The sequence below is a fragment of the Pseudomonas sp. 22085 genome (genome assembly GCF_052045815.1).
GTDB classification, from domain to species: Bacteria; Pseudomonadota; Gammaproteobacteria; order Pseudomonadales; family Pseudomonadaceae; genus Aquipseudomonas; species Aquipseudomonas glycinae.
The window spans coordinates 123329-144683 of the sequence record NZ_JBQEQA010000009.1 but is presented as its reverse complement, the minus strand read 5'-3'; the positions used below and the strand labels follow the sequence as shown (position 1 = coordinate 144683).

Genomic DNA, 21355 nt, shown 5'->3' with positions numbered 1-21355 from the left:
GTTCAGTTCAGGAGCATTGCGATGAGTACCGACGATAAACGCATCCGCGAATTCGCCTATCAGATCTGGGAATCGGAAGGTAAACCCGAGGGCCAGGACGCCCGCCACTGGGAGATGGCGCGCAAACTGGCCGAAGCCGAGGCATTGGCGCCGAAAAAATCGCCGAAGGCTGCCGGCAGTAAAACCGCCGGCAAGACCACCACCAGCAAAGCTGTCGAGGGCAAGGCAACTGCCGCCAAACCCAAGGCCACGACGGCCAAGGCCAAGCCTGCCGGTGCCGCCAAAGTGATTCCCCCGGGCGAAAAAGCCGCCGAGAAAAAGCCCCGCGCGCCGCGCAAGCCGCCTGCGGTCTGACGCTCCCCGAACCATTGATTTGAATAACCGTGTGGCGGGTTCGCTCGCCACCGAGGGCTTACTCGTCCTCGAAAAACTTCTACCCCCCGATTTTTTGCAGGAGCACCTATGACCCGTCCAAAGAAAGCCGAGCCCGCCGCGCACGCCGAACCCTCGCGCATCCGTGAAGGCCTGCCCTTCCCGCTCGGCGCGACCTGGGATGGTCTGGGGGTGAACTTCGCGCTGTTTTCCGCCAACGCCACCCGCGTTGAACTGTGCATTTTCGACGATGCCGGCGAAGTCGAACTCGAGCGCATCGAGCTGCCGGAATACACCGACGAGATCTACCACGGCTATCTGCCCGATGCACATCCGGGCCTGATCTACGGCTACCGGGTCTACGGCCCGTACGACCCGGCCAACGGCCACCGCTTCAATCACAACAAGTTGCTGATCGACCCCTACGCCAAGCAGTTAGTGGGCGAGTTGAAATGGTCCGAGGCGCTGTTCGGCTACACCATCGGCCATCCGGACGCCGATCTCAGCTTCGACGAGCGCGACAGCGCGCCTTTCGTTCCCAAGTGCAAGGTCATCGACCCGGCCCACACCTGGGGCCACGACCACCGCGTCAGCGTGCCGTGGGACAAGACCATCATTTACGAGACCCATGTGCGCGGCATCAGCATGCGCCACCCTTCGGTGCCGGAAAATGTGCGTGGCACGTTTGCCGGGCTGATGGTCGACGATGTGCTTGAACACATCCGCAAACTGGGTGTGTCGACCGTCGAACTGTTGCCGATCCACGCGTTCGTCAACGACCAGCACCTGCTGCACAAAGGCATGACCAATTACTGGGGCTACAACAGCATCGCGTTCTTCGCCCCGGATCCGCGCTACCTGGCCAGCGGCAAGATTGCCGAGTTCAAGGAAATGGTCGCGCACCTGCACGACGCCAATCTCGAAGTGATTCTCGACGTGGTCTACAACCACACCGCCGAAGGCAACGAGCAAGGCCCGACCCTGTCGATGCGCGGGATCGACAACGCCTCGTACTACCGCTTGATGCCGGACGACAAGCGCTTCTACATCAACGATTCCGGCACCGGCAACACCCTCGACCTGAGCCACCCCTGCGTACTGCAAATGGTCACCGACTCGCTGCGCTACTGGGCCAGCGAAATGCATGTCGACGGCTTCCGCTTCGACCTGGCGACCATCCTCGGCCGCTATCACGACGGATTCGATGAACGCCACAGCTTCCTCGTGGCCTGCCGCCAGGACCCGGTCCTGCGCCAGGTGAAAATGATCGCCGAGCCTTGGGACTGTGGTCCCGGCGGCTATCAGGTGGGCAAGTTCCCGCCGGGCTGGGTCGAGTGGAACGACAAGTTCCGCGACACGGTGCGCGCCTTCTGGAAAGGCGACGACGGCCAGCTCGCCGACTTCGCCAGCCGCATGACCGCCTCCGGGGAAATGTTCAACCAGCGCGGTCGCCGGCCTTATTCGTCGGTGAATTTCGTCACTGCTCACGACGGTTTTACCCTCAACGACCTGGTGTCCTACAACGACAAGCACAACGAGGCCAACGACGAAAACAATCAGGACGGCAGCAACAACAACCTGTCCTGGAACCACGGCGTCGAAGGGCCCACCGACGACCCGGAAATCAATGCGCTGCGCCACCGGCAGATGCGCAATTTCTTCGCCACCCTGCTGTTGTCACAGGGCACACCGATGATCGTGGCCGGCGACGAATTTGCCCGCACCCAGGACGGCAACAACAATGCCTACTGCCAGGACAGCGAAATCGGCTGGGTCAACTGGGACCTGAGCGAGGACGGCAAGGCGCTGCTGAAATTCGTCAAACGCCTGATCAAGTTGCGCCTGGCGTATCCGATCCTGCGCCGCGGGCGTTTCCTGGTCGGCGAATACAACGAAGACATCGGCGTCAAGGACGTGACCTGGCTTGCGCCGGACGCCACCGAAATGACCACCGAGCACTGGCATGATGCGCAGAACCGCTGCATGGGCATGCTGCTCGACGGTCGTGCCCAGGAAACCGGGATTCGCCGCAAGGGTGGCGACGCCACGCTGCTGCTGGTAGCCAACGCCCATCACGACATCGTCAACTTCACCTTGCCGGAAGTGCCTGAAGGCAGTTTCTGGACGTGCATGATCGATACCAACCAGCCATCGATCCGTGGCCAGGAGCGTTTCGAGTTCGGTCATGAGTACTCGGTCACCGGGCGCTCGCTGCTGCTGTTTGAACTGCAACGCGAAGAAGAGGACTGACATGGACTTGTCCGCCTATCTCTCACGGCACGCCAGGGACTACCGCGACACGGCTGCTCTTGGTCTGTGTTTGCGGCAAATGGTCGAAGCCGGCCTCGACCGCCTGCCGTTGCCCGGCAGCGGTCGTACGCTGGAGCGCTGGCAACGGCTGTCCGAGGTCGGCGGGCATGATCTGGGGCTGTGCAAACTCTACGAAGGCCATACCGATGCCTTGGCGATCATCGAGCAACTCGGTGGCTCGCCGACGCCCGGCAGTACGTGGGGCATGTGGGCGGCCGAACCACCGCAGGCGCGGGTTCGGGTCAGCCGTTCGGGGCAACTGGTGCGGTTGAACGGGCGCAAGGCCTGGTGTTCCGGGGCGGCGGTGCTCAGTCACGCCCTGCTGACGGCATGGGATGAGGAGGATCGTCAGCAACTGGTCGCAGTGGCCCTCGATCAACCTGGCGTCACCGTCACCGATCAAGGCTGGCAAGCGGTCGGCATGGCGGCCACCGGCAGTGTCGAGGTGCTGTTTGACGAGGTCGAGGCTCAGGCGATCGGTGAGCCTGGCGACTACCTGCAACGGCCGGGATTCTGGCACGGCGGGATCGGGATTGCCGCGTGCTGGTACGGCGCCGCGAGGGAAATCGGTGAACAGCTGCGCCAGCAATGTGCCCGACGTGAAGAACCCCATTCGCTGGCCAGTCTCGGCGCCGTCGACAGCGCCTTGCACGCCGCAGCTCAAGCGCTGCGCGTCAGTGCCCTGGACATCGACAGCAATCCCCACGGCAATGCCGAGTTGCTGGCCCGCCGTGTTCGCGCCGTGGTCGAGGATGCCGCCGAACAGGTCATTCGCGAGACAGGTCGGGCGCTCGGTGCCGGGCCATTCTGCAAGGATCCGCACTTTGCCCGCCTGGCGGCCGACTTGCCGGTGTATCTGCGTCAGAGCCACGCTGAACGCGATCTGGCAGCACTGGGCCGATTGATTGCGCAGCACCCACGCGAGGGTTGGGCCCTATGAAGCGCAATCCGATCGTCGGCGAAGGAACCTCCCTCCACGAATGGCATGGCTCACGCCATCTGGCAGCAGTGGACAGTATCGACATTCTTGATCTGGTACCGCCGGGATCGCGAGCGGTGGTGATTGCGCCGCACCCCGACGATGAAGTGCTCGGTTGCGGCGGACTGTTGCAAGGGCTCGCAGCGGCGGGACGCACCCTGCAACTGATTTCGGTCACCGATGGCAGCGCCAGTCATCCGGGCTCGGATCGCTGGCCGGTGGAGCGCCTGAGCGTCGTGCGCCCGCAGGAATCCGCCGAAGCCCTGCGCCGCCTCGGACTGCCCATGCACCAGTTGCAGTGGCTGCGCGGCGGCTTCCCCGACACCCGGGTCGCCGCGCGCGAGTCGATGTTGTGTGACTACCTGACCCGCTACCTGCAAGCCGATGACGTGATCTTCACCACCTGGCGCGAAGACGGCCACAGCGACCACGAAGCCGTAGGCCGCGCCAGCGTCGAAGCGGCTCGGCGCGTGGGCGCGATTTGCCACGAACTGCCGGTCTGGACCTGGCACTGGGCAACCCCGGAAGACGCCCTCGTGCCCTGGGAGCGGGCGCGCAAGATTCTGCTCAGCCCGGAGCAAATCGCACGCAAGCGTCACGCGGTGCATGCGTTTGCCAGCCAGCTGGAGGGCGATCCCGACGCCGGCCTGCCACCGGTGCTCGCGCCCTATGTGATCGAGCGACTGCTGCAACCGTTCGAGGTGGTCTTTCTATGAGTGTCGAGGATCGCTACTTCGAAGGCCTGTTCGCGGGCAATAACGACCCCTGGGGATTCCGTCAGCGCTGGTACGAGCAGCGCAAACGCCTGGTGACCCTGGCAGCCCTGCCCCGCCCGCATTACCGGACGATCTTCGAACCCGGTTGCGCCAACGGCGAACTGAGCGCCGCGCTGGCCGAACGCTGTGATCGGCTGTTGTGCTGCGACACCAGCGCCGCCGCGGTCAATCTGGCGCGCACCCGGCTGAGCCTGTTCGACCACGCCGAAGTCCGTCAATGTCGGTTGCCTGGCGATTGGCCGGCGGAAAAATACGACCTGATCGTATTCAGCGAAATCGGCTACTACCTTGACCGGGAGGATCTGACGGAGGTCATCCGTTGCATCAGCGATTCGTTGGCGGCGGACGGTCAATTACTGGCCTGTCACTGGCGCCCGCCCATCGAAGGCTGCCCGCTCAATGCACGACAGGTTCACGACCTGATTCACGAACAGTTGCACCTGCCGCGACTGGTCCTGCATCAGGAAGCGGATTTTCTGCTGGAAGTCTGGAGTCGCGAACCGCGTTCGGTGGCCGCACTGGAGGGCTTGCGATGATTGGCATCCTGATCCCGGCACACAACGAAGAAGACTGGCTCGATGACTGCCTGCACGCCGCCTTGCGCGCCGCCGGGCATCCGATGCTGGCCGGTGAACCGGTGGAGGTCCTGGTGGTGCTCGACAGTTGCACCGACCGCTCGGCGCTCATCGTCAGCCAGTACCCCGTGCGGGCGCTGAGCATCGAGGCGCGCAACGTCGGCCAGGCGCGGGCCATCGGCGCTCAACAATTGCTTGAGCGCGGCGCGCGCTGGATCTCCTGCTCGGATGCCGACAGCCGCGTCGCCGAGGACTGGCTGGTGCAGCAACTGGGGCTGGGCACCGATGCCGTATGCGGCACGGTGACGGTCGAGCAGTGGCATGACACGTTCGATGAAGCGGCGCAGATTCGCTATCACGGTCATTACCAGGCCTGCGAAGAACACCGACACATCCATGGCGCCAACCTGGGCGTCAGTGCGCAAGCCTACGTGCGCGCCGGCGGCTTCGAACCGTTGTCCTGTGACGAAGATGTGCAGCTGGTGCGCCAACTGGAGCGTTCAGGGGCCAGCATCGCCTGGAGCCATCGCCCGCAAGTCATCACCAGCGCCCGTCTGGATAGTCGTGCACGGGGTGGTTTTGGCGACTATCTGCGACAGTTGGCACAGACTGAATAAAAAAAAGCGGATCAGATTGATCTGTGACGCGACGAACCGCCCGTCTTGAGCAATACTCTGCTGCGCAGCAATCCAGGGTTCGGAGCGCTGCCGGGCTATCCACCAGCCTTCACGGGTCGTACACGCATCGCATGGCGCGCACGACTGAGGGCGAGACACAACAAGGACGTATCACTCATGAAACCGTTATCCCTCAGCGAAAACGGCCTGCCGGCGCAGATCTGGAACAGCGCCCCGCAGCTCGACAATATTCCCGTCATCAACACTCACACATTAGTGCCACCCGGCGCCCGCGCCGTGGTCATTGCCCCGCACCCCGGCGATGAAGTGGTGACCTGCGGCGGCCTGCTGCAACTGCTTTCCAGCCTAGGGCATCCCTTGCAACTGCTGTCGATCACCGATGGCAGCGCCAGTCATCCGGGCTCACGACAGTGGTCGGAGAAACGCCTGAGTGTGTTCCGCCCCCAGGAAAGCGTCGAAGCCTTGCGCCGTCTCGGTTTGCCGATGCACAGCCTGAAATGGGTGCGCGGCGGGTTCACTGACAACGCCCTGCTCGATCAGGAACATCAGATGACCGATTTCATCGCCCGCTACCTGCGCCCCGGTGATGTGGTTTTCAGCACCTGGCGCGAAGATGGCACCGCCGATCATGAAGTGGTCGGCCGGGCCAGTGCCAAGGCTGCGCAACTGGCCGGCGCGACCTATCATGATGTGCCGGTCTGGGCCTGGCACTGGCCGGAACGGGACCAGGCGCAGATCCCGTGGCATCGCGCGCGCAAGCTGCGGCTCGACACCTGGACGGTCGCGCGCAAGAGCCACGCCACCCATGCCTACGCCAGCCAGCTCAACGGCGAACCGGCGATCGGTATTGCGCCCCTTCTGCCCAAGTCGATTCTGGAACGCATGCGCCTGCCTTACGAGATCGTCCTGGTCGATTGACGGCGGACGCGGGCAGCCACTCAAAGTGAACTGCCCGCGTCAGGATCAGTCGCATGAACAGGCCGTCATGATTCAGAGGAGTGAACGTGTCCAGCAATCCCAAGCGTCATGCCGTCGACGCACAGACCTCCACGCCGTCCGACATCCATCGCCTGCGGGTGCTCACGGTCAACACGCACAAGGGTTTCACCGCGCTCAATCGACGTTTCATCCTTCCGGAGCTGCGTGAAGCGGTGCGCAGCACCTCGGCCGATCTGGTGTTTCTGCAGGAAGTGGTGGGGGAACACGAGCGCCATTCCAGTCGCTACCACGAATGGCCGCAAACCTCGCAGTACGAATTCCTCGCCGACAGCATGTGGAGCGATTTTGCCTACGGCCGCAATGCGGTGTATCCCGATGGCCATCACGGCAACGCCCTGCTCTCGAAATACCCGATCCGCGAGTACCGCAACCTCGATGTTTCGATCACCGGTCCCGAACGGCGCGGGCTGTTGCACTGCGTCCTGGATGTGCCGGGTCATGCCGAAGTACATGCCATCTGCGTGCACCTGAGCCTGCTCGAAAGCCATCGGCAATTGCAGTTGCAGCTGCTCTGCCAGTTGCTCGAATCCCTGCCCGAGGATGCCCCGGTGATCATTGCCGGCGACTTCAATGACTGGCAGTTGCAGGGCAATGTCGCCCTCGCCCGTCGCGACTACTTGCACGAAGCCTTCGAACGCCATCACGGCCGCCCGGCCAAGACTTACCCCGCGCGTTTCCCGTTACTGCGACTGGACCGGGTCTACCTGCGCAATGCCAGCAGCCACGACCCGCGGATCCTCGGCAGCAAACCGTGGACACATCTGTCGGATCATTTGCCGCTGGCTGTCGAAGTGCATTTATAGCGCAATACTGACAGCCGTCCTCACCCGTACAGCGATGCGAAACCGGTTGCCGATCCCGGTCTGGCAGACCGACTGTCGGTTACAAAACGTCTCTGCCTCGCGGCTTGCGCAGCGATTAGGCCTACAAACAAGAACTTAGATAAATGCGCAAAAACAGAAGCTTGCATCATCCGATTTGACTCGACCGCTCATCGTTCAATTTCTTGACGCAACGACTCATGTCTTCTTAGCTCTACCTTACTACCCCCGGAAATACTACTCGGGGCGAGCCTCAGGTCACTCGTCAAAACGGGCGGCCTCGGGCTCGCCACGCTCCATTCGGTCGCCCCTCGTTCGGGGTAGGAGAGACGCCAAGGCGAGATACTGCATGCGCTAGCAAGGTAGACCTCCATGAAAACCTCACTCACCTCACAAGAGATCAAAGTTACCTTTTGCACCGTTTCAAGTTCTATCTTGCTGTGCTCGTCCATGGAGGCGCAGGCGGGTCCTGCGGAGGACGAGACCACGTCCTGGTATCGCCAGGACATTCCGGTCATGACTCTTCCCGCCACGGTCGTGACGCCGGGGCCGCAACGTCTGGGCCCGCAGCCGGACCTGCGAGGCGCGAAGCTGATCACCGAAGACCTCGCCCCTTCCGCCTGGGAGCAGCTCTACGGAGAGACCTCCCGCCAGGCGCAAACCGATGCACTCAGCCAAGGCTTCGTCATGCCCGGCACTGGCGACTTCAAAGGCCCCGCCGTGCTGACCCTGAAAAGCAGCAGCGGCCACACCCAGCAGGTCGGCCTGATCGGCGGGGTCACTCAGATCAAGGCCAATGGCAGCGGACTGATCACCAGCCGCGCCCTCGCCGATCCGAACACCGACACCCTCAACCTGCAAGGTCAGAGCCTGGGCGCCTACTACAGCTTGAGTGGCCCACAGGGCTGGCACGTTGACTTGTCGGCCAGTGGCGGTCGGGTCAGCGGTTTCAGTCGTAACGAGCAAGGTGCACGCCTGGCCACTGAGGGCAACGCAATGACGCTGTCGGTGGAAGGTGGCTTCCCGATCGGTCTGGGTGAAAACTGGGTGGTTGAACCGCAAGCGCAATTGATCAACCAGCGCATCACTCTGGATACGCCGTACGCAGGCTCGGGCAACGCCTCTTCCAGTGACATTACATCGTGGAGCGGCCGGGTCGGTGCGCGCTTGAAAGGCAGCTACGATCTGAACGGGTTGCCCGTTGAGCCCTACGTGCGCACGAACCTGTGGCACACGGTGTACACCGGCGATACGGTGACGCTGGATCAGGTGGACAAGATCAGCAGCAGCCGCAAGTCCTCGACGGTGGAAGTCGGACTGGGACTGGTGGCCAGAATGACGCCGACAGTGAGCCTGTATGTCAGTGCCGACTACAGCAGTGATGTGGACGACAACGACCTGAACGGGTTGATTGGCAGCCTGGGGGTCCGGATGCGCTGGTGACTTCTTCTGCATGATCGTTCCCACGCTCTGCGTGGGAACGATCTCGCGTGGGTCAGCCCTCGGGCTTGAGGATCAAAACTGCCAATGGCGGCAAATTCAGTTCCAGCGACAGCGCCTGCCCATGGCTCGCGACCTCTTCGGTGAACGCCCCGCCCCCGTTGCCGTAGTTGGAACCGGCGTAGGTGTCGGCGTCACTGTTGAGCAACTCCTTCCAGCGACCGGCAAACGGTACACCGACGCGATACGACTGGCGTGGCACCGGGGTGAAGTTGGCCACCACCAGCACTGGCGTGCCGTCCTTGCTCCAGCGCAGCCATGCGTAAACGCTGTTGATCGCATCGTCACCGATCAACCACTGGAAGCCTTGCGGCGCATCGTCCTGCTCATGCAGCGCCGGCTCTTCGCGGTACAACCGATTGAGGTCGCTGACCAGTTTCTGTACGCCTTTGTGTTCCGAATATTGCAGCAGATACCAGTCCAGCTGCTGGTCATGGTTCCACTCGCGCCACTGGCCGAACTCGCAGCCCATGAACAGCAGCTTCTTGCCCGGATGGGTCCACATGAAACTCAGGTACGCGCGCAGATTGGCGAACTTCTGCCAGCGATCGCCGGGCATTTTGTCGATCAGCGAATGCTTGCCGTGCACCACTTCGTCGTGGGAAATCGGCAGGATGAACCGCTCGGACCAGGCGTAGACCAGACCAAAACTCAACTCATTGTGGTGATGGGCGCGGTACACCGGATCCTGCTGAATGTAGTGCAGCGAGTCGTGCATCCAGCCCATGTTCCATTTGTAGGCAAAACCGAGACCGCCCTGTTGGGTGCTCTGGCTGACGCCCGGCCACGCCGTGGACTCTTCGGCGATCACCAGCGCGCCCGGCGCTTCCAATGCCACCACGTCGTTCAAGTGCCGCAGGAAATCGATGGCTTCCAGGTTCTCGCGACCGCCATGACGGTTCGGCACCCACTCACCGGCCTTGCGCGAATAATCACGATAGAGCATCGACGCCACAGCATCGACCCGCAGCCCGTCGATATGGAAATGCTTGAGCCAGTGCAACGCCGACGCCAGCATGTAGCCGTGCACTTCGGTGCGGCCAAGGTTGTAGATCAGCGTGTCCCAATCCTGGTGGAAGCCTTCCAGTGGATTACCGTATTCGTAGAGCGCGGTGCCGTCGAATTGCGCAAGGCCATGGGTATCGGTCGGGAAATGCGCCGGCACCCAGTCGAGAATCACACCGATGCCGGCCTGGTGGCAGGCATTGACGAACTCGCCGAACTGCTCGGGCGTGCCGTATCGCGCACTCGGAGCGAACTGCGACAGCAACTGATAGCCCCATGAGCCGCCAAACGGGTGCTCCATGATCGGCATCAGTTCGATATGTGTGAAGCCCAGTTCCTTCACATAGGGAATCAGCCGCTCGGCCAGCTCCGGCCAGGTGTACTGGCGCGCCACTTCGCCCAGATCGTCGAGTTCGCATTGCCAGGAACCGGCGTGCAACTCATAGATCGACAGCGGCGCATTGTGCTGCTGATGTTCGCGGCGGCCGCTCATCCAGTCGTGATCCTGCCAGTCGATCTGCAACGGTGCGGCGACTTTTGACGCAGTGTCCGGCGGCAGACTGGTGGCCAGTGCCATCGGGTCGGCCTTCAGCGGCAGAATGCCGTGGGCGCCGAGGATTTCGTACTTGTACAGTTCCCCTGCTTGCAGGCGCGGAATGAACAATTCCCACACGCCAGACGGATGCCGCAGGCGCATCGGATGCCGCCGCCCGTCCCAGACGTTGAAATCGCCGACCACCGACACCCGTCGGGCATTCGGTGCCCACACCGCGAAACGCACGCCATCAACGCCATCGACGGTTTTCAACTGCGCACCGAGGCAACTGCTGAGGTCGCGGTGATTGCCTTCGGCAAACAGGTACAGGTCCATTTCACCGAGCAACTGACCAAAGCTGTAAGGATCTTCCGCGACCTGCTCGCCACCGGCCCAGCGAGTACGCAACAGGTATGGCCGCGCGTGCTCGAAATGGCCGACAAACAGCCCCGGCGTTTCGGTGGCGTCCAACGGGCCGAGCTCTTCGCCACTGTTCTTGTCCAGCACCGAAACACTCAACGCACCAGGCAGATACGCCCGGATAAATTGCCCGCCGGCACCATCGCCGTGGGGGCCGAGAATGGAAAACGGGTCGTGATGTTCTGCACGCACCAAGGCATCAATGTCTTTTGCAGTGGGCAGCAATCTTTCTTTAGCGCGACCCTGTTCCTTGTTCGAGAAACTCATGACTACTCTCCACCAAGATCGGAAAAGGGTTTTAGCCCCGTCAATAACCCGTACAGACCGTGCAGCGGCACGGGCAGCCAGGTGGGGCGATTTTCGGCTTCATAGGCCACTTCGTAGGCCGCTTTCTCCAGACCGAACAACGCCAGCGCGGCGTCGGCACCTTCAGGATCCTGCCAGGCATGATCAAGACTAGCTGCCGCTTGGCGATATGCCTGGAGAAACGCGTCCCGTGCTTCACGCAAGTACCGCTCCGTGACCCGGCGACGCGCGGCTTCAGTCTCGGGACTGTTGTCGACGTTGTGCACGTTCAGGGCCATGGCCGCGGCATAGTCGAAGGAACGCAGCACCCCGCTGACATCCTTGTACGGGCTGTGCTTGCCTCGGCGCTCGCTCAATGGCCGCGCCGGTTCACCTTCAAAGTCGATCAAGTAAGCATCACCCTTGATCACCAGCACCTGTCCCAAATGCAGATCGCCGTGGACACGAATCCGCAAGCCGCCAGCCGATCGCTTTGCCAGTTCCTGCACATGGGCCAGGATGGTTTTCTTGTGCTCGAGCAGCCGAGCCACAAGCTTCTGATCCGCCGCATCGAGTTCGCCCTGATGCTGTTTGAGCAGCTTCAACGCATGCTCGACCTGCGCCGCAACATCCTTACCCGTCGCCTGCGCATCCTTGGCCGAACTGACTTGCGGCGCGAAGTCCCGGTTGTCGCTCGGCGCTGCCAGCACCTGATGCATTTCCCCCAGACGCTGGCCGAGCATCCCGGCGAAATCCTTCAGCTCACCCAAGGCGTTGTAGTGCTGCGCCTGCTCGGACACGGCGTCGGCCAGCTCGTCGCGCAGCGCCCGTTCGAGGTTGTTCTGCGTCCATTCCCAGGCATCGCCCTGATTGCTCAGATAACCCTGCGCAATCATCAGCAGGTTGTCCTCGCCATCGGTGCCACGGCGAATCACTGAGCCCAGCAGCGGAGAAATATTGGCAAATCCGGCAGCGGTCAGGTAAGCGCTCATCTCCAGTTCCGGGTGTACGCCGGACGCGACTTTTCGGATCAGCTTAAGTACCAGACTGTTGCCGATCACCACCGAACTGTTGGATTGCTCGGCAGACAGGTAGCGCACTTCGGACTCCGCGCCCAGGCCGAGTGTTTCCAGATGCGGCGTTGCCTCGAAACGGATCTCGCCGTCACTGGATTCGAGCACCGTGCCGCCCTGCATGCCTTGCAGCACCGCGCGAACAAACGCTTCAAGGCTGAAAGCATCGGTGATCAACCCGACCTGGCGCACCCGGCGCACTCGGGCCAGGGCCAGTTGTTGCGGCAACGCCGGCCCGACCTGATCTTCGGCAATGAAGCCGAACGGCAATTGATAACGACTGGTCTGCCCGCCGCTCTGCACTTCGATTTCGCTGAACAGCACCGGATGCTGTGCATCGCCGAAGCGCACGCCGTAGGCCAGCTTCACGTGTTCGATGGCAGTGTCCTTGCCGGCGAACCAGCGGCGGTTCTGCAGCCAGCTCGGCAGAATCGCCTGCTCGAGGGTGGCCCGGGACGGCGCTTCGAGCAGCTCTTCCATGCGTTTTTTCAGTACCAGCGTGGTGAAGTCCGGCAGGCTCTGCGCCGGTTCGACGTGCCAGCTCGGCATCTGGTTTTCCGCCGCCAGGCCGAACCAGTAAAAACCGTAAGGCGGCAGGGTCAGCAGGAAACTCAACTGGCCGATGGGCGGGAACGCATTCCCGCCGAGCATCTCCACCGGCACCATGCCAACGTAGGCCGACAGGTCGAGCTCCACAGCCTGAGCACTGCGCGACACGTTAGCCACGCACAGAATGATTTCGTGCTTGCCGTCCGGCCCGGTGTATTCACGGGTGTAGGCCAGCACCCGGCGGTTGGCCGGCGAAAGCATTTTCAGCGTGCCGCGCCCGAATGCCTTGGATTGCTTGCGCACCGCCAGCAGGCGGCGAGTCCAGTTCAGCAGCGAATGCGGGTCACCGGCCTGGGTTTCGACGTTGACCGATTGATAACCGTATTGCGGGTCCATGATCGGCGGCAGTACCAGACTGGCCGGATCGGCGCGGGAGAAACCGCCGTTGCGGTCGATCGACCATTGCATCGGCGTGCGTACACCGTCGCGGTCGCCGAGGTAGATGTTGTCGCCCATGCCGATTTCATCGCCGTAATACAGGGTCGGCGTGCCGGGCATCGACAACAGCAGACTGTTCAGCAGCTCGATGCGGCGGCGGTCACGCTCCATCAACGGCGCCAGACGGCGGCGGATGCCAAGGTTGATCCGCGCACGACGGTCAGCGGCGTAGTAGTTCCACAGGTAGTCGCGCTCCTTGTCGGTCACCATCTCCAGCGTCAGCTCATCGTGGTTGCGCAGGAAAATCGCCCATTGGCAGTTGGCCGGGATTTCCGGGGTCTGACGCAGGATGTCGGTGATCGGGAAGCGATCTTCCTGGGCCAGCGCCATGTACATGCGCGGCATCAACGGGAAGTGGAACGCCATGTGACACTCGTCACCATTCACGCCCTCGGCGTCGGTGTCACCGAAGTACAGCTGGGTGTCTTCCGGCCATTGATTGGCTTCGGCCAGCAGCATGCGATCGGGGTAGTTGGCGTCGATCTCGGCACGGATCTGCTTGAGGACGTCGTGGGTTTCCGGGAGGTTTTCGTTGTTGGTGCCGTCGCGTTCGATCAGGTACGGAATCGCATCCAGGCGCAGGCCGTCGATGCCCATGTCCAGCCAGTAGCGCATCACCGACAGCACGGCTTTCATGACTTGCGGGTTATCGAAGTTGAGATCCGGCTGGTGCGAATAGAAGCGGTGCCAGAAGTACTGACCGGCCACCGGATCCCAGGTCCAGTTGGACTTTTCGGTGTCGAGAAAAATGATCCGGGTGCCGTCGTATTTCTGGTCGTCATCCGACCACACATAGAAGTCCCGCGCGGCCGAACCGGGCTTGGCCTTGCGCGCGCGCTGGAACCACGGGTGCTGATCGGACGTGTGGTTGATGACCAGCTCGGTGATCACCCGCAACCCGCGTTTATGCGCCTCGGCAATGAAACGCTTGGCGTCGGCCATCGTTCCGTAATCGCTGTGGACGCCCCGGTATTCGGCGATGTCGTAACCGTCGTCGCGGCGTGGCGAGGGGTAGAACGGCAACAGCCAGATGGTGTTGACGCCAAGATCGGCAATGTAATCGAGTTTGGCGATCAGGCCGGGAAAGTCGCCGATTCCGTCGTTATTCGAATCGAAAAAGGATTTGACGTGAACTTGATAGATGACCGCGTCCTTGTACCAGAGCGGGTCCTTGATGAAGGTGGCTGCCTTGGGTTTCTTCGCCATGTGAAACTCCTGTTGAATTCAATAAGGGCGTCCTGCGCAGATCGCTGATCGTTCCCACGCTCTGCGTGGGAACGCATACCGGGACGCTCCGCGTCCCAAAGCGGACGCAGAGCGTCCATGGCGGCATTCCCACGCGGACGGTTCGACGCCTCGACGTGGGAACGATCAGGAACCGATCAAGTCGATCAGGAAGAAGTGATCCGCCAGATTCCGAACGGCTGATACGCCGGGTCGATCCGCATGAACTGGTACTTGCCGTGCCAGTCCCAGCGATGGCCGTTCATCAGGTCTTCGCCGTGGGTGGTGGCATCGTCCGGCAAGCCCATTTCCCACAGCGGCAGCTCGAAATTCGCCTCTTGCACGTTAAGCGGATCGAGGCTGACGGCGACCAGAATGAAGTTGCTGCCGTCTGCGCTGCGCTTGCCGAAATAAAGAATGTTGTCATTCCAGGCGTTGTAGATCTTCAGGCCCAGATGACTGTGCAGCGCCGGATTCTGCCGGCGGATGCGGTTGAGCTGGGCGATCTCGGCAATGATGTTGCCGGGCTGGTTGAAGTCGCGGACGCGGATCTCGTACTTCTCGGAATCGAGGTATTCCTCCTTGCCCGGCACCGGCGCCGACTCGCACAGTTCGAACCCCGAATACATGCCCCACAGGCCCGAGCCCATGGTCGCCAGCGCCGCGCGGATGAGAAATCCGGGACGTCCCGATTCATGCAGGAACGCCGGGTTGATGTCTGGGGTGTTAACGAAGAAATTCGGCCGGTAGCACTCGCGCCACGGCGATTCATTGAGCTCGCTGAAATAGGTCGCCAGTTCGGTCTTGGTGTTGCGCCAGGTGAAATAGGTGTAGCTCTGGGTGTAACCGACCTTGCCCAGCCGCGCCATCATCGCCGGGGTGGTGAAGGCTTCGGCGAGGAAAATCACTTCCGGGTACAGGGTGCGTACATCGGCGATCAACCATTGCCAGAACGGCAGCGGTTTGGTGTGCGGGTTATCGACGCGAAAGATCTTCACGCCCTCCTGCACCCAGCCGACCACAATGTCGCGCAACTCGACCCACAGGCTCGGAATTGCTTCCGGCGCATAGAAGTCGACGTTGACGATGTCCTGGTATTTCTTCGGCGGGTTCTCTGCGTATTTGATCGTGCCGTCCGGCCGCCAGTTGAACCAGCCCGGATGCTCCTTGAGCCACGGGTGATCCTGGGAGCACTGGATGGCGAAGTCGAGGGCGATTTCCAGACCGTGGTCTGCGGCAGCAGCTACCAGCCGACGGAAGTCCTCACGGGTGCCGAGCTGCGAGTGAATCGCCTCGTGGCCGCCCTCCTCGCTGCCGATCGCATACGGGCTGCCGGGATCGTCCGGGCCGGCGGTCAGGGAATTGTTGCGGCCCTTGCGATGGCTGCGGCCAATCGGGTGGATCGGCGTGAAGTACAACACGTCAAAACCCATGTCCTGAATCATCGGCAGGCGCGCGTGCACATCATTGAAGGTGCCGTGGCGGGCGGGATCGTCGGTGATCGAGCGGGGAAACAGTTCGTACCAACTGGCGAATTCCGCCAGTTCGCGCTCGACGTCCACCGGGAATTCCGCACTGATGCTCAGGTAGGCGCGGTGATCGGCCTCGGCCATCAGTTGCGCACTGCGCGAGTGCAGGAACAACGCAACCTGCTCGGTTTCGAGCAGGCCGGACAATTCGTGGTGCAAGGCTGCCAGTTGTTCGCTCAGCTGACCTTCGCTGCGCTCGGCAGCTTGCTGCACCATGGTGCGTCCTTCTTGCAGCTCGAGGCTGACCGGAACCGCGGCGGAGTGTTTCTTCTCAAGTTCGTATTGAAAACTGGCGAACTGGTCGATCCAGGCTTCGATCAGAAACAGATATCGGCCCACGCGCTGTGGCTGGAAAACGCCTTTCCAGCCGTTATTGCCCTGATCGGACATGACCTCGGTTTGCCAGGTTTCATCGCCCTCTTCGCGCCAGCGGATGCGCACCGCCAGTTTGTCGTGACCGTCAGCGAACACCTTGCTGGTGACCACGATCTCCCGGCCTGCGATTGCCTTGACGGCAAACTGTCCGCCGTCGAGGGTCGGCGCGGTGTTTTCTATGACGATGCGCGGCAGCAGCAGGGCCTGCGACAGCGGTATATGCGGGTTGTAGCTCTGTTCCGAGGGTTTTTCAGCAGTCATTGAGCATCTCTCCTTAACGCCCCAAGGACGCTCGTTTGCCTGTTTGGCGGTCACGGCCGGGCCTGCGCCCGATGATGAACTCTCTCAGGTTCCGAGCGACTGACGCCGGGAAAAGTTCACAGGGATTTGCCCCGCCACAAAATCGGATCGATTTCGCAGTGAAGTGGTCAATCCACTTAAGCACTTCCCACGCCAAGTGCCACACGGAGGTTCACCCGATGACTATCCCGATTCCAGCCGAAACACCCGATCCGAACATCGACAAACCGACCCTGCCCGAGACCGAGCCGCAACCGATTCCCGAACAGGAACCGCCTGGCTCCACGCCCCCGCCCAAGGAAGAACCGCCGACGACCATGCCGCCGGTAATCGTCTGATCAGCGCGGGTCGTTGTGGTCTTTCTCGATGCGGTCTTTTTCGATGTGATCCTTTTCGAAGACTCTGACGATCCGTGGCATGACACTGAAGATCCCCAAAGCGAGCAACGTACTGAGCAGCGCCGTCGCCTCGCGGCCCAACCCGGCCGCGACGCCGATGGCGGCGGTCATCCACAGGCCGGCGGCGGTGGTCAGGCCCTTGACGTGGCCTTCGTCACCTTCGTGGTTCTTGAGGATGGTGCCGGCGCCGAGAAAGCCGATCCCGGCAATAACACCTTGTACCACCCGGCTCATGGCGTCGGCCTGGGACCCGGACAATTGCGGCACCAGTACAAACAGCGCCGCGCCGAGTGCCACCAGCATGTGCGTTCGCACCCCGGCGGCCTTGCCCTTGTGTTCACGTTCAAAGCCGAGAATCCCGCCCAATATCGCCGCCATCAGCAGGCGCACGGTGATCCGGGTCAGCTGCGAGGCGTCGCCGATGTCGGCGAATTCCGCTTGCAGGGTTTCCCACACTTCATGCCACCAGGCGTTCATCGTCCAGTCCTTGTAATGAATTGATAAAGGATGGACAGCGCCGACCATTAATCGGTTGCGTAGAACGATCGGCGCAGCGCAAGCCCTAAAGGTTCAGATCCCCTGTGAAAAAGGACTACCCCATGCCCCTTCGTATAGATGAAAGCAATCCGGACTCGAAAGTCTGTTTTTTCACCGTGGAAAATGGTGAGGAAATCCGGATCTGCGACACGCTGGAAGTCAGAACAGATAGCGAAAAAGCCATGTCGTTCGTCGAAGTGGAAGGACGGCGCATCTACGTTACCGAAGCCGAAGCGGATGCATTGACCGTCGCAGGCGCCCGGGATGGACGCAGACACCTGAAGGCCGACGACAGTGATTCGGTGATTTGACTGACCCCGGTCAAGAACCGGCTCAGGCGTCTGGGATAGGCATCTGCGCCTTGGCCTGCGGGCTGCTTCAAGTTGTCGCAGGCGTGGGTGCAAATGCCATCTGATACGCTTTTTATTGAAATACCTGAGTCTGTTATGCAAACAGATCGACGCTCATAGTTCATCGGCCTGATGGAGGCTGATGAGCGAACGACCATGAGCGAACGAATCCCCGTCCGAACCGTAGAAGCATCTCCCCGGATAAAAAAAGTACCGGCGCGCCCAATGAAGGCGAAACACGCCACCAGCGACAACCAGATCTTCACCCGCAGCTTCACCGGCCTGTTCCGCACCTTGCGCATGAGCGGTGCGGGGTTTCTGTTCCTGCTGTTTTTCGGCACGGTGTGGCTGAACTGGGGCGGTCGTCAGGCGGTGCTCTGGGACCTTTCCGAAAGCAAATTCCACATCTTTGGCGCGACGTTCTGGCCGCAGGATTTCATTCTGCTGTCGGCGCTGCTGATCATCGCCGCGTTCGGCCTGTTCGCCATTACTGTGTTCGCCGGCCGGGTCTGGTGTGGGTACACCTGCCCGCAGAGTTCGTGGACGTGGATCTTCATGTGGTGCGAGAAGATCACCGAGGGCGAGCGCAACCAGCGCATCAAGCTGCAAGCGGCACCGTGGAGCCTGAACAAACTCGCACGGCGTGCGGCCAAGCACACGCTGTGGCTGGCGATCAGCGTGCTGACCGGTCTGACCTTCGTCGGCTATTTCACCCCGATCCGGCCGCTGGCCGAAGAACTGCTGACCTTGCAGGTCGGTGGCGTCAGTCTGTTCTGGGTGCTGTTTTTCACCGCCGCCACCTACATCAATGCCGGTTGGCTGCGCGAAGCGGTGTGCATGCACATGTGCCCTTATGCGCGGTTCCAGAGCGTGATGTTCGACAAGGACACCCTGACCATTTCCTACGACGCCGCCCGTGGCGAAAACCGTGGCCCGCGCAAACGCGAGGTGAAACCGGCCGAAGCCGGCCTCGGCGATTGCATCGACTGCCAGTTGTGCGTGCAGGTCTGCCCGACCGGCATCGACATCCGCGACGGCCTGCAAATGGAATGCATCGGCTGCGCGGCGTGCATCGACGCCTGCGACTCGATCATGGACAAGATGAATTACCCCCGCGGCCTGATCCGCTACACCTCCGAGCGTGAATTGCAGGGTGGCAAGACGCACTTGCTGCGCCCGAGATTGATCGGCTACGTCGCGGTACTGGTGGTGATGATCGGCGCCCTCGCTCTGGCGTTGGTCGAACGGCCAATGGTGTCGCTGGACGTGACCAAGGACCGTGGTCTGTTCCGTGAAAACGGTCTGGGCCAGATCGAAAACATCTACACCCTCAAGGTCATCAACAAGACCCAGCAACGCCAGGACTACAACCTGAGCCTGGTGGACGGCGACGGCTTCCAGTTGCAAGGCAAGACCGAGCTGAGCCTGGCGCCGGGCGAGATCGTCGATGTGCCGGTGTCGGTGGCAATGACCACGGAACGTGCGGCCAGCAGCTCGCAGACCTTGAGTTTCAAGATTGCCGACAGTGATGAGCCAGAGATTTATAGCGTGGCGAAGAGCCGGTTTGTTGCGCCGATGAATCGGTGAGCCGTTAGAATCTCCCCCCTCACCCCAGCCCTCTCCCGGAGGGAGAGGGAGCCGACCGAGGTATCTGGCGCTACACGTCGACCTGAAATACCGCGTCGATTATGGATTCACTGCAGCATGTTCATGTCGGCGCAACTCTTAAGCATCCCACGATCAGTCCCCTCTCCCTCCGGGAGAGGGCTAGGGTGAGGGCTGATGCCACTGACCCACCACAAAAACACCAAACACCACGTACCAAGGCCCCCGATGAAACGCTACGAAAAATTCGCCGACGACATCGCTGAACTGATCCGCTCCGGCGTCCTCGGCCCCGGTCAACGGGTGCCGTCGGTGCGCTACGCAAGCCAGACTTACGGCGTCAGCCCGTCCACGGTGTTCCAGGCCTACTACCTGCTGGAACGTCGCGGCCTGATCCGCGCCCGGCCGCGCTCCGGCTACTTTGTCAACACGCACGCCCCGAGCCCGTTCTCGGAGCCGGTGATCAGCAGCCAGGTCAACGAGTCCACCAAGGTCGACGTCAGCGAACTGGTGTTCTCGGTGCTCGAGTCGATCAAAGACCCAAGCACCGTGCCATTCGGCTCGGCATTCCCCAGCCCGACCCTGTTTCCGCTGCAACGCCTGTCCCGCTCGCTGGCCAGCGCCGCACGGGAAATGGACCCGCGCATGGTGGTCACCGACATGTCGCCGGGCAACCCGCAACTGCGTCGGCAGATCGCCCTGCGCTACATGGTCGGCGGCCTGATGCTGCCGATGGAAGAACTGCTGATCACCAACGGCGCCCTCGAAGCGCTCAACCTGTGCCTGCAAGCGGTGACCGAACCCGGCGATCTGGTGGCCATCGAAGCCCCGGCGTTCTACGCCAGCCTGCAAGTGCTGGAACGGCTGAAACTCAAAGCCGTGGAAATCCCTGTTCACCCGCGCGACGGCATCGACCTCGGCGTGCTCGCACAGACGCTTGAGCGGCATCCGATCAAGGCTTGTTGGTGCATGACCAGTTTCCAGAACCCGATGGGCGCGACCATGCCCGAGGCCAAGAAACAGGAACTGGTGGAACTGCTGAAACAGCATCAGGTGCCATTGATCGAAGACGACGTCTACGCCGAACTCTATTACGGCCAGCAGGCGCCGAAACCGGCCAAGGCCTTCGACACCGAAGGGCTGGTGATGCATTGCGGCTCGTTCGCCAAGAGTCTGGCCCCCGGCTATCGCATCGGCTGGGTCGCCGCCGGCCGCTACGCGCAAAAGATCGAACGACTGAAACTGATGACCTCACTCTGTGCCTCGATGCCGGCCCAAGCGGCCATCGCCGACTATCTGCAACACGGTGGCTACGACCGCCACCTGCGCAAACTGCGCTACGCCCTCGAAGAACAGCAAAGCGCGATGCTCGCGGCCATCGCCCGCTACTTCCCGGCGCAGACGCGCGTGAGCCAACCGGCGGGCGGCTACTTCCTGTGGCTGGAACTGCCACCACAGATGGACTCGTTGAAGTTGTTTCAGATGGCGTTGGCGCAGGGGATCAGCATCGCGCCGGGTCCGATTTTTTCGCCGACCCAGCGCTTTCGCAATTGCATTCGTTTGAACTACGGCAGCCCGTGGACCGAGGATGCGGAGAAGGCGATGGAGACGCTGGGGCGGATTGTGCGGTCGTTCTGAAAGACCGCTGATCGTTCCCACGCAACCAGTTCAACGCCTAGACGATGATCGTTCCCACGTCGAG

General features: G+C 61.8%; 17 protein-coding genes. 13 read left to right on the top strand and 4 right to left on the bottom strand.

Going from position 1 to position 21355, the window contains the following annotated elements; genetic code table 11:
- Window positions 1–21 precede the first annotated feature (21 nt).
- The 9 genes from ACTJK7_RS13430 to ACTJK7_RS13390 all read left to right on the top strand — a co-directional run bounded on the left by ACTJK7_RS13430 (window position 22) and on the right by ACTJK7_RS13390 (window position 8913).
- Complete coding sequence (locus tag ACTJK7_RS13430) at window positions 22–354, top strand: DUF2934 domain-containing protein (RefSeq protein ID WP_064381805.1); 333 nt, start codon at window positions 22–24, stop codon at window positions 352–354.
- 108 nt (window positions 355–462) lie between these two features.
- Window positions 463–2622 (top strand): glycogen debranching protein GlgX, encoded by a 2160-nt coding sequence (glgX, locus tag ACTJK7_RS13425; RefSeq protein WP_108561739.1) that lies wholly within the window; start codon window positions 463–465, stop codon window positions 2620–2622.
- 1 nt (window position 2623) lies between these two features.
- A complete protein-coding gene (locus tag ACTJK7_RS13420) occupies window positions 2624–3622 on the top strand; it encodes an acyl-CoA dehydrogenase family protein (RefSeq protein WP_108561737.1) in 999 nt (332 codons plus the stop codon).
- Window positions 3619–4377 carry a PIG-L deacetylase family protein gene (locus tag ACTJK7_RS13415; protein WP_108561735.1) on the top strand — a complete coding sequence of 253 codons (759 nt, stop codon included), beginning with the start codon at window positions 3619–3621 and terminating at the stop codon, window positions 4375–4377. The genes ACTJK7_RS13420 and ACTJK7_RS13415 overlap by 4 nt, the downstream gene beginning before the upstream one ends.
- Complete coding sequence (locus ACTJK7_RS13410; RefSeq protein ID WP_108561733.1) at window positions 4374–4973, top strand: SAM-dependent methyltransferase; 600 nt, start codon at window positions 4374–4376, stop codon at window positions 4971–4973. Before ACTJK7_RS13415 ends, ACTJK7_RS13410 begins: the two co-directional genes overlap by 4 nt.
- Window positions 4970–5629: a glycosyltransferase gene (locus ACTJK7_RS13405; RefSeq protein ID WP_108561731.1), complete on the top strand. Its 660-nt coding sequence runs from the start codon at window positions 4970–4972 to the stop codon at window positions 5627–5629. The genes ACTJK7_RS13410 and ACTJK7_RS13405 overlap by 4 nt, the downstream gene beginning before the upstream one ends.
- 177 nt (window positions 5630–5806) lie before the next feature.
- Window positions 5807–6568, top strand: coding sequence for a PIG-L deacetylase family protein (locus ACTJK7_RS13400; protein WP_108561730.1), 762 nt, complete (start codon window positions 5807–5809; stop codon window positions 6566–6568).
- A gap of 86 nt (window positions 6569–6654) precedes the next feature.
- Entirely contained in the window at window positions 6655–7452 is a 798-nt protein-coding gene (locus ACTJK7_RS13395; protein ID WP_108563679.1) for an endonuclease/exonuclease/phosphatase family protein, read from the top strand.
- A gap of 390 nt (window positions 7453–7842) precedes the next feature.
- Window positions 7843–8913, top strand: a complete 1071-nt coding sequence (locus ACTJK7_RS13390; protein ID WP_236196663.1) for an autotransporter domain-containing protein — start codon at window positions 7843–7845, stop codon at window positions 8911–8913.
- Window positions 8914–8965: 52 nt separating this feature from the next.
- Here ACTJK7_RS13390 and glgB read toward each other — a convergent pair whose 3' ends face one another.
- The 3 genes from glgB to ACTJK7_RS13375 all read right to left on the bottom strand — a co-directional run bounded on the left by glgB (window position 8966) and on the right by ACTJK7_RS13375 (window position 16724).
- On the bottom strand, window positions 8966–11197 hold the full coding sequence (gene glgB, locus ACTJK7_RS13385; protein WP_064381813.1) for a 1,4-alpha-glucan branching protein GlgB: 2232 nt from the start codon (window positions 11195–11197) through the stop codon (window positions 8966–8968).
- A gap of 2 nt (window positions 11198–11199) precedes the next feature.
- Window positions 11200–14541: a maltose alpha-D-glucosyltransferase gene (gene treS / locus ACTJK7_RS13380; RefSeq protein ID WP_236196662.1), complete on the bottom strand. Its 3342-nt coding sequence runs from the start codon at window positions 14539–14541 to the stop codon at window positions 11200–11202.
- 185 nt (window positions 14542–14726) lie between these two features.
- Window positions 14727–16724, bottom strand: a complete 1998-nt coding sequence (locus ACTJK7_RS13375) for an alpha-1,4-glucan--maltose-1-phosphate maltosyltransferase (protein WP_440779761.1) — start codon at window positions 16722–16724, stop codon at window positions 14727–14729.
- A gap of 218 nt (window positions 16725–16942) precedes the next feature.
- Between ACTJK7_RS13375 and ACTJK7_RS13370 the strand changes: the two genes are divergently transcribed.
- Entirely contained in the window at window positions 16943–17101 is a 159-nt protein-coding gene (locus ACTJK7_RS13370; protein WP_170928915.1) for a hypothetical protein, read from the top strand.
- Here the strand turns inward: ACTJK7_RS13370 and ACTJK7_RS13365 are convergent, their stop codons facing one another.
- Window positions 17102–17638, bottom strand: coding sequence for an MgtC/SapB family protein (locus ACTJK7_RS13365; protein WP_041475257.1), 537 nt, complete (start codon window positions 17636–17638; stop codon window positions 17102–17104).
- Window positions 17639–17760: 122 nt separating this feature from the next.
- On the opposite strand from ACTJK7_RS13365, the gene ACTJK7_RS13360 reads away from it, so the two are divergent.
- The 3 genes from ACTJK7_RS13360 to mapR all read left to right on the top strand — a co-directional run bounded on the left by ACTJK7_RS13360 (window position 17761) and on the right by mapR (window position 21291).
- On the top strand, window positions 17761–18009 hold the full coding sequence (locus ACTJK7_RS13360) for a DUF3203 family protein (RefSeq protein WP_108561723.1): 249 nt from the start codon (window positions 17761–17763) through the stop codon (window positions 18007–18009).
- A gap of 195 nt (window positions 18010–18204) precedes the next feature.
- Window positions 18205–19635: a cytochrome c oxidase accessory protein CcoG gene (gene ccoG / locus ACTJK7_RS13355; protein ID WP_440779763.1), complete on the top strand. Its 1431-nt coding sequence runs from the start codon at window positions 18205–18207 to the stop codon at window positions 19633–19635.
- A gap of 246 nt (window positions 19636–19881) precedes the next feature.
- Complete coding sequence (gene mapR, locus ACTJK7_RS13350; RefSeq protein ID WP_039772397.1) at window positions 19882–21291, top strand: GntR family transcriptional regulator MpaR; 1410 nt, start codon at window positions 19882–19884, stop codon at window positions 21289–21291.
- The last annotated feature ends 64 nt before the right edge of the window (window positions 21292–21355 follow it).

Excerpts from the sequence above, each read along its gene's own strand:
- mapR (WP_039772397.1), top strand. The coding sequence starts at position 19,882 with ATGAAACGCTACGAAAAATTCGCCGACGACATCGCTGAACTGATCCGC.
- ACTJK7_RS13420 (WP_108561737.1), top strand. The coding sequence starts at position 2,624 with ATGGACTTGTCCGCCTATCTCTCACGGCACGCCAGGGACTACCGCGAC.
- treS (WP_236196662.1), bottom strand. The coding sequence starts at position 14,541 with ATGGCGAAGAAACCCAAGGCAGCCACCTTCATCAAGGACCCGCTCTGG.
- ACTJK7_RS13405 (WP_108561731.1), top strand. The coding sequence starts at position 4,970 with ATGATTGGCATCCTGATCCCGGCACACAACGAAGAAGACTGGCTCGAT.
- ACTJK7_RS13410 (WP_108561733.1), top strand. The coding sequence starts at position 4,374 with ATGAGTGTCGAGGATCGCTACTTCGAAGGCCTGTTCGCGGGCAATAAC.
- ACTJK7_RS13415 (WP_108561735.1), top strand. The coding sequence starts at position 3,619 with ATGAAGCGCAATCCGATCGTCGGCGAAGGAACCTCCCTCCACGAATGG.
- glgX (WP_108561739.1), top strand. The coding sequence starts at position 463 with ATGACCCGTCCAAAGAAAGCCGAGCCCGCCGCGCACGCCGAACCCTCG.
- ACTJK7_RS13360 (WP_108561723.1), top strand. The coding sequence starts at position 17,761 with ATGCCCCTTCGTATAGATGAAAGCAATCCGGACTCGAAAGTCTGTTTT.
- ACTJK7_RS13370 (WP_170928915.1), top strand. The coding sequence starts at position 16,943 with ATGACTATCCCGATTCCAGCCGAAACACCCGATCCGAACATCGACAAA.
- ACTJK7_RS13375 (WP_440779761.1), bottom strand. The coding sequence starts at position 16,724 with ATGACTGCTGAAAAACCCTCGGAACAGAGCTACAACCCGCATATACCG.
- ACTJK7_RS13400 (WP_108561730.1), top strand. The coding sequence starts at position 5,807 with ATGAAACCGTTATCCCTCAGCGAAAACGGCCTGCCGGCGCAGATCTGG.
- glgB (WP_064381813.1), bottom strand. The coding sequence starts at position 11,197 with ATGAGTTTCTCGAACAAGGAACAGGGTCGCGCTAAAGAAAGATTGCTG.
- ccoG (WP_440779763.1), top strand. The coding sequence starts at position 18,205 with ATGAGCGAACGAATCCCCGTCCGAACCGTAGAAGCATCTCCCCGGATA.
- ACTJK7_RS13365 (WP_041475257.1), bottom strand. The coding sequence starts at position 17,638 with ATGAACGCCTGGTGGCATGAAGTGTGGGAAACCCTGCAAGCGGAATTC.
- ACTJK7_RS13390 (WP_236196663.1), top strand. The coding sequence starts at position 7,843 with ATGAAAACCTCACTCACCTCACAAGAGATCAAAGTTACCTTTTGCACC.
- ACTJK7_RS13430 (WP_064381805.1), top strand. The coding sequence starts at position 22 with ATGAGTACCGACGATAAACGCATCCGCGAATTCGCCTATCAGATCTGG.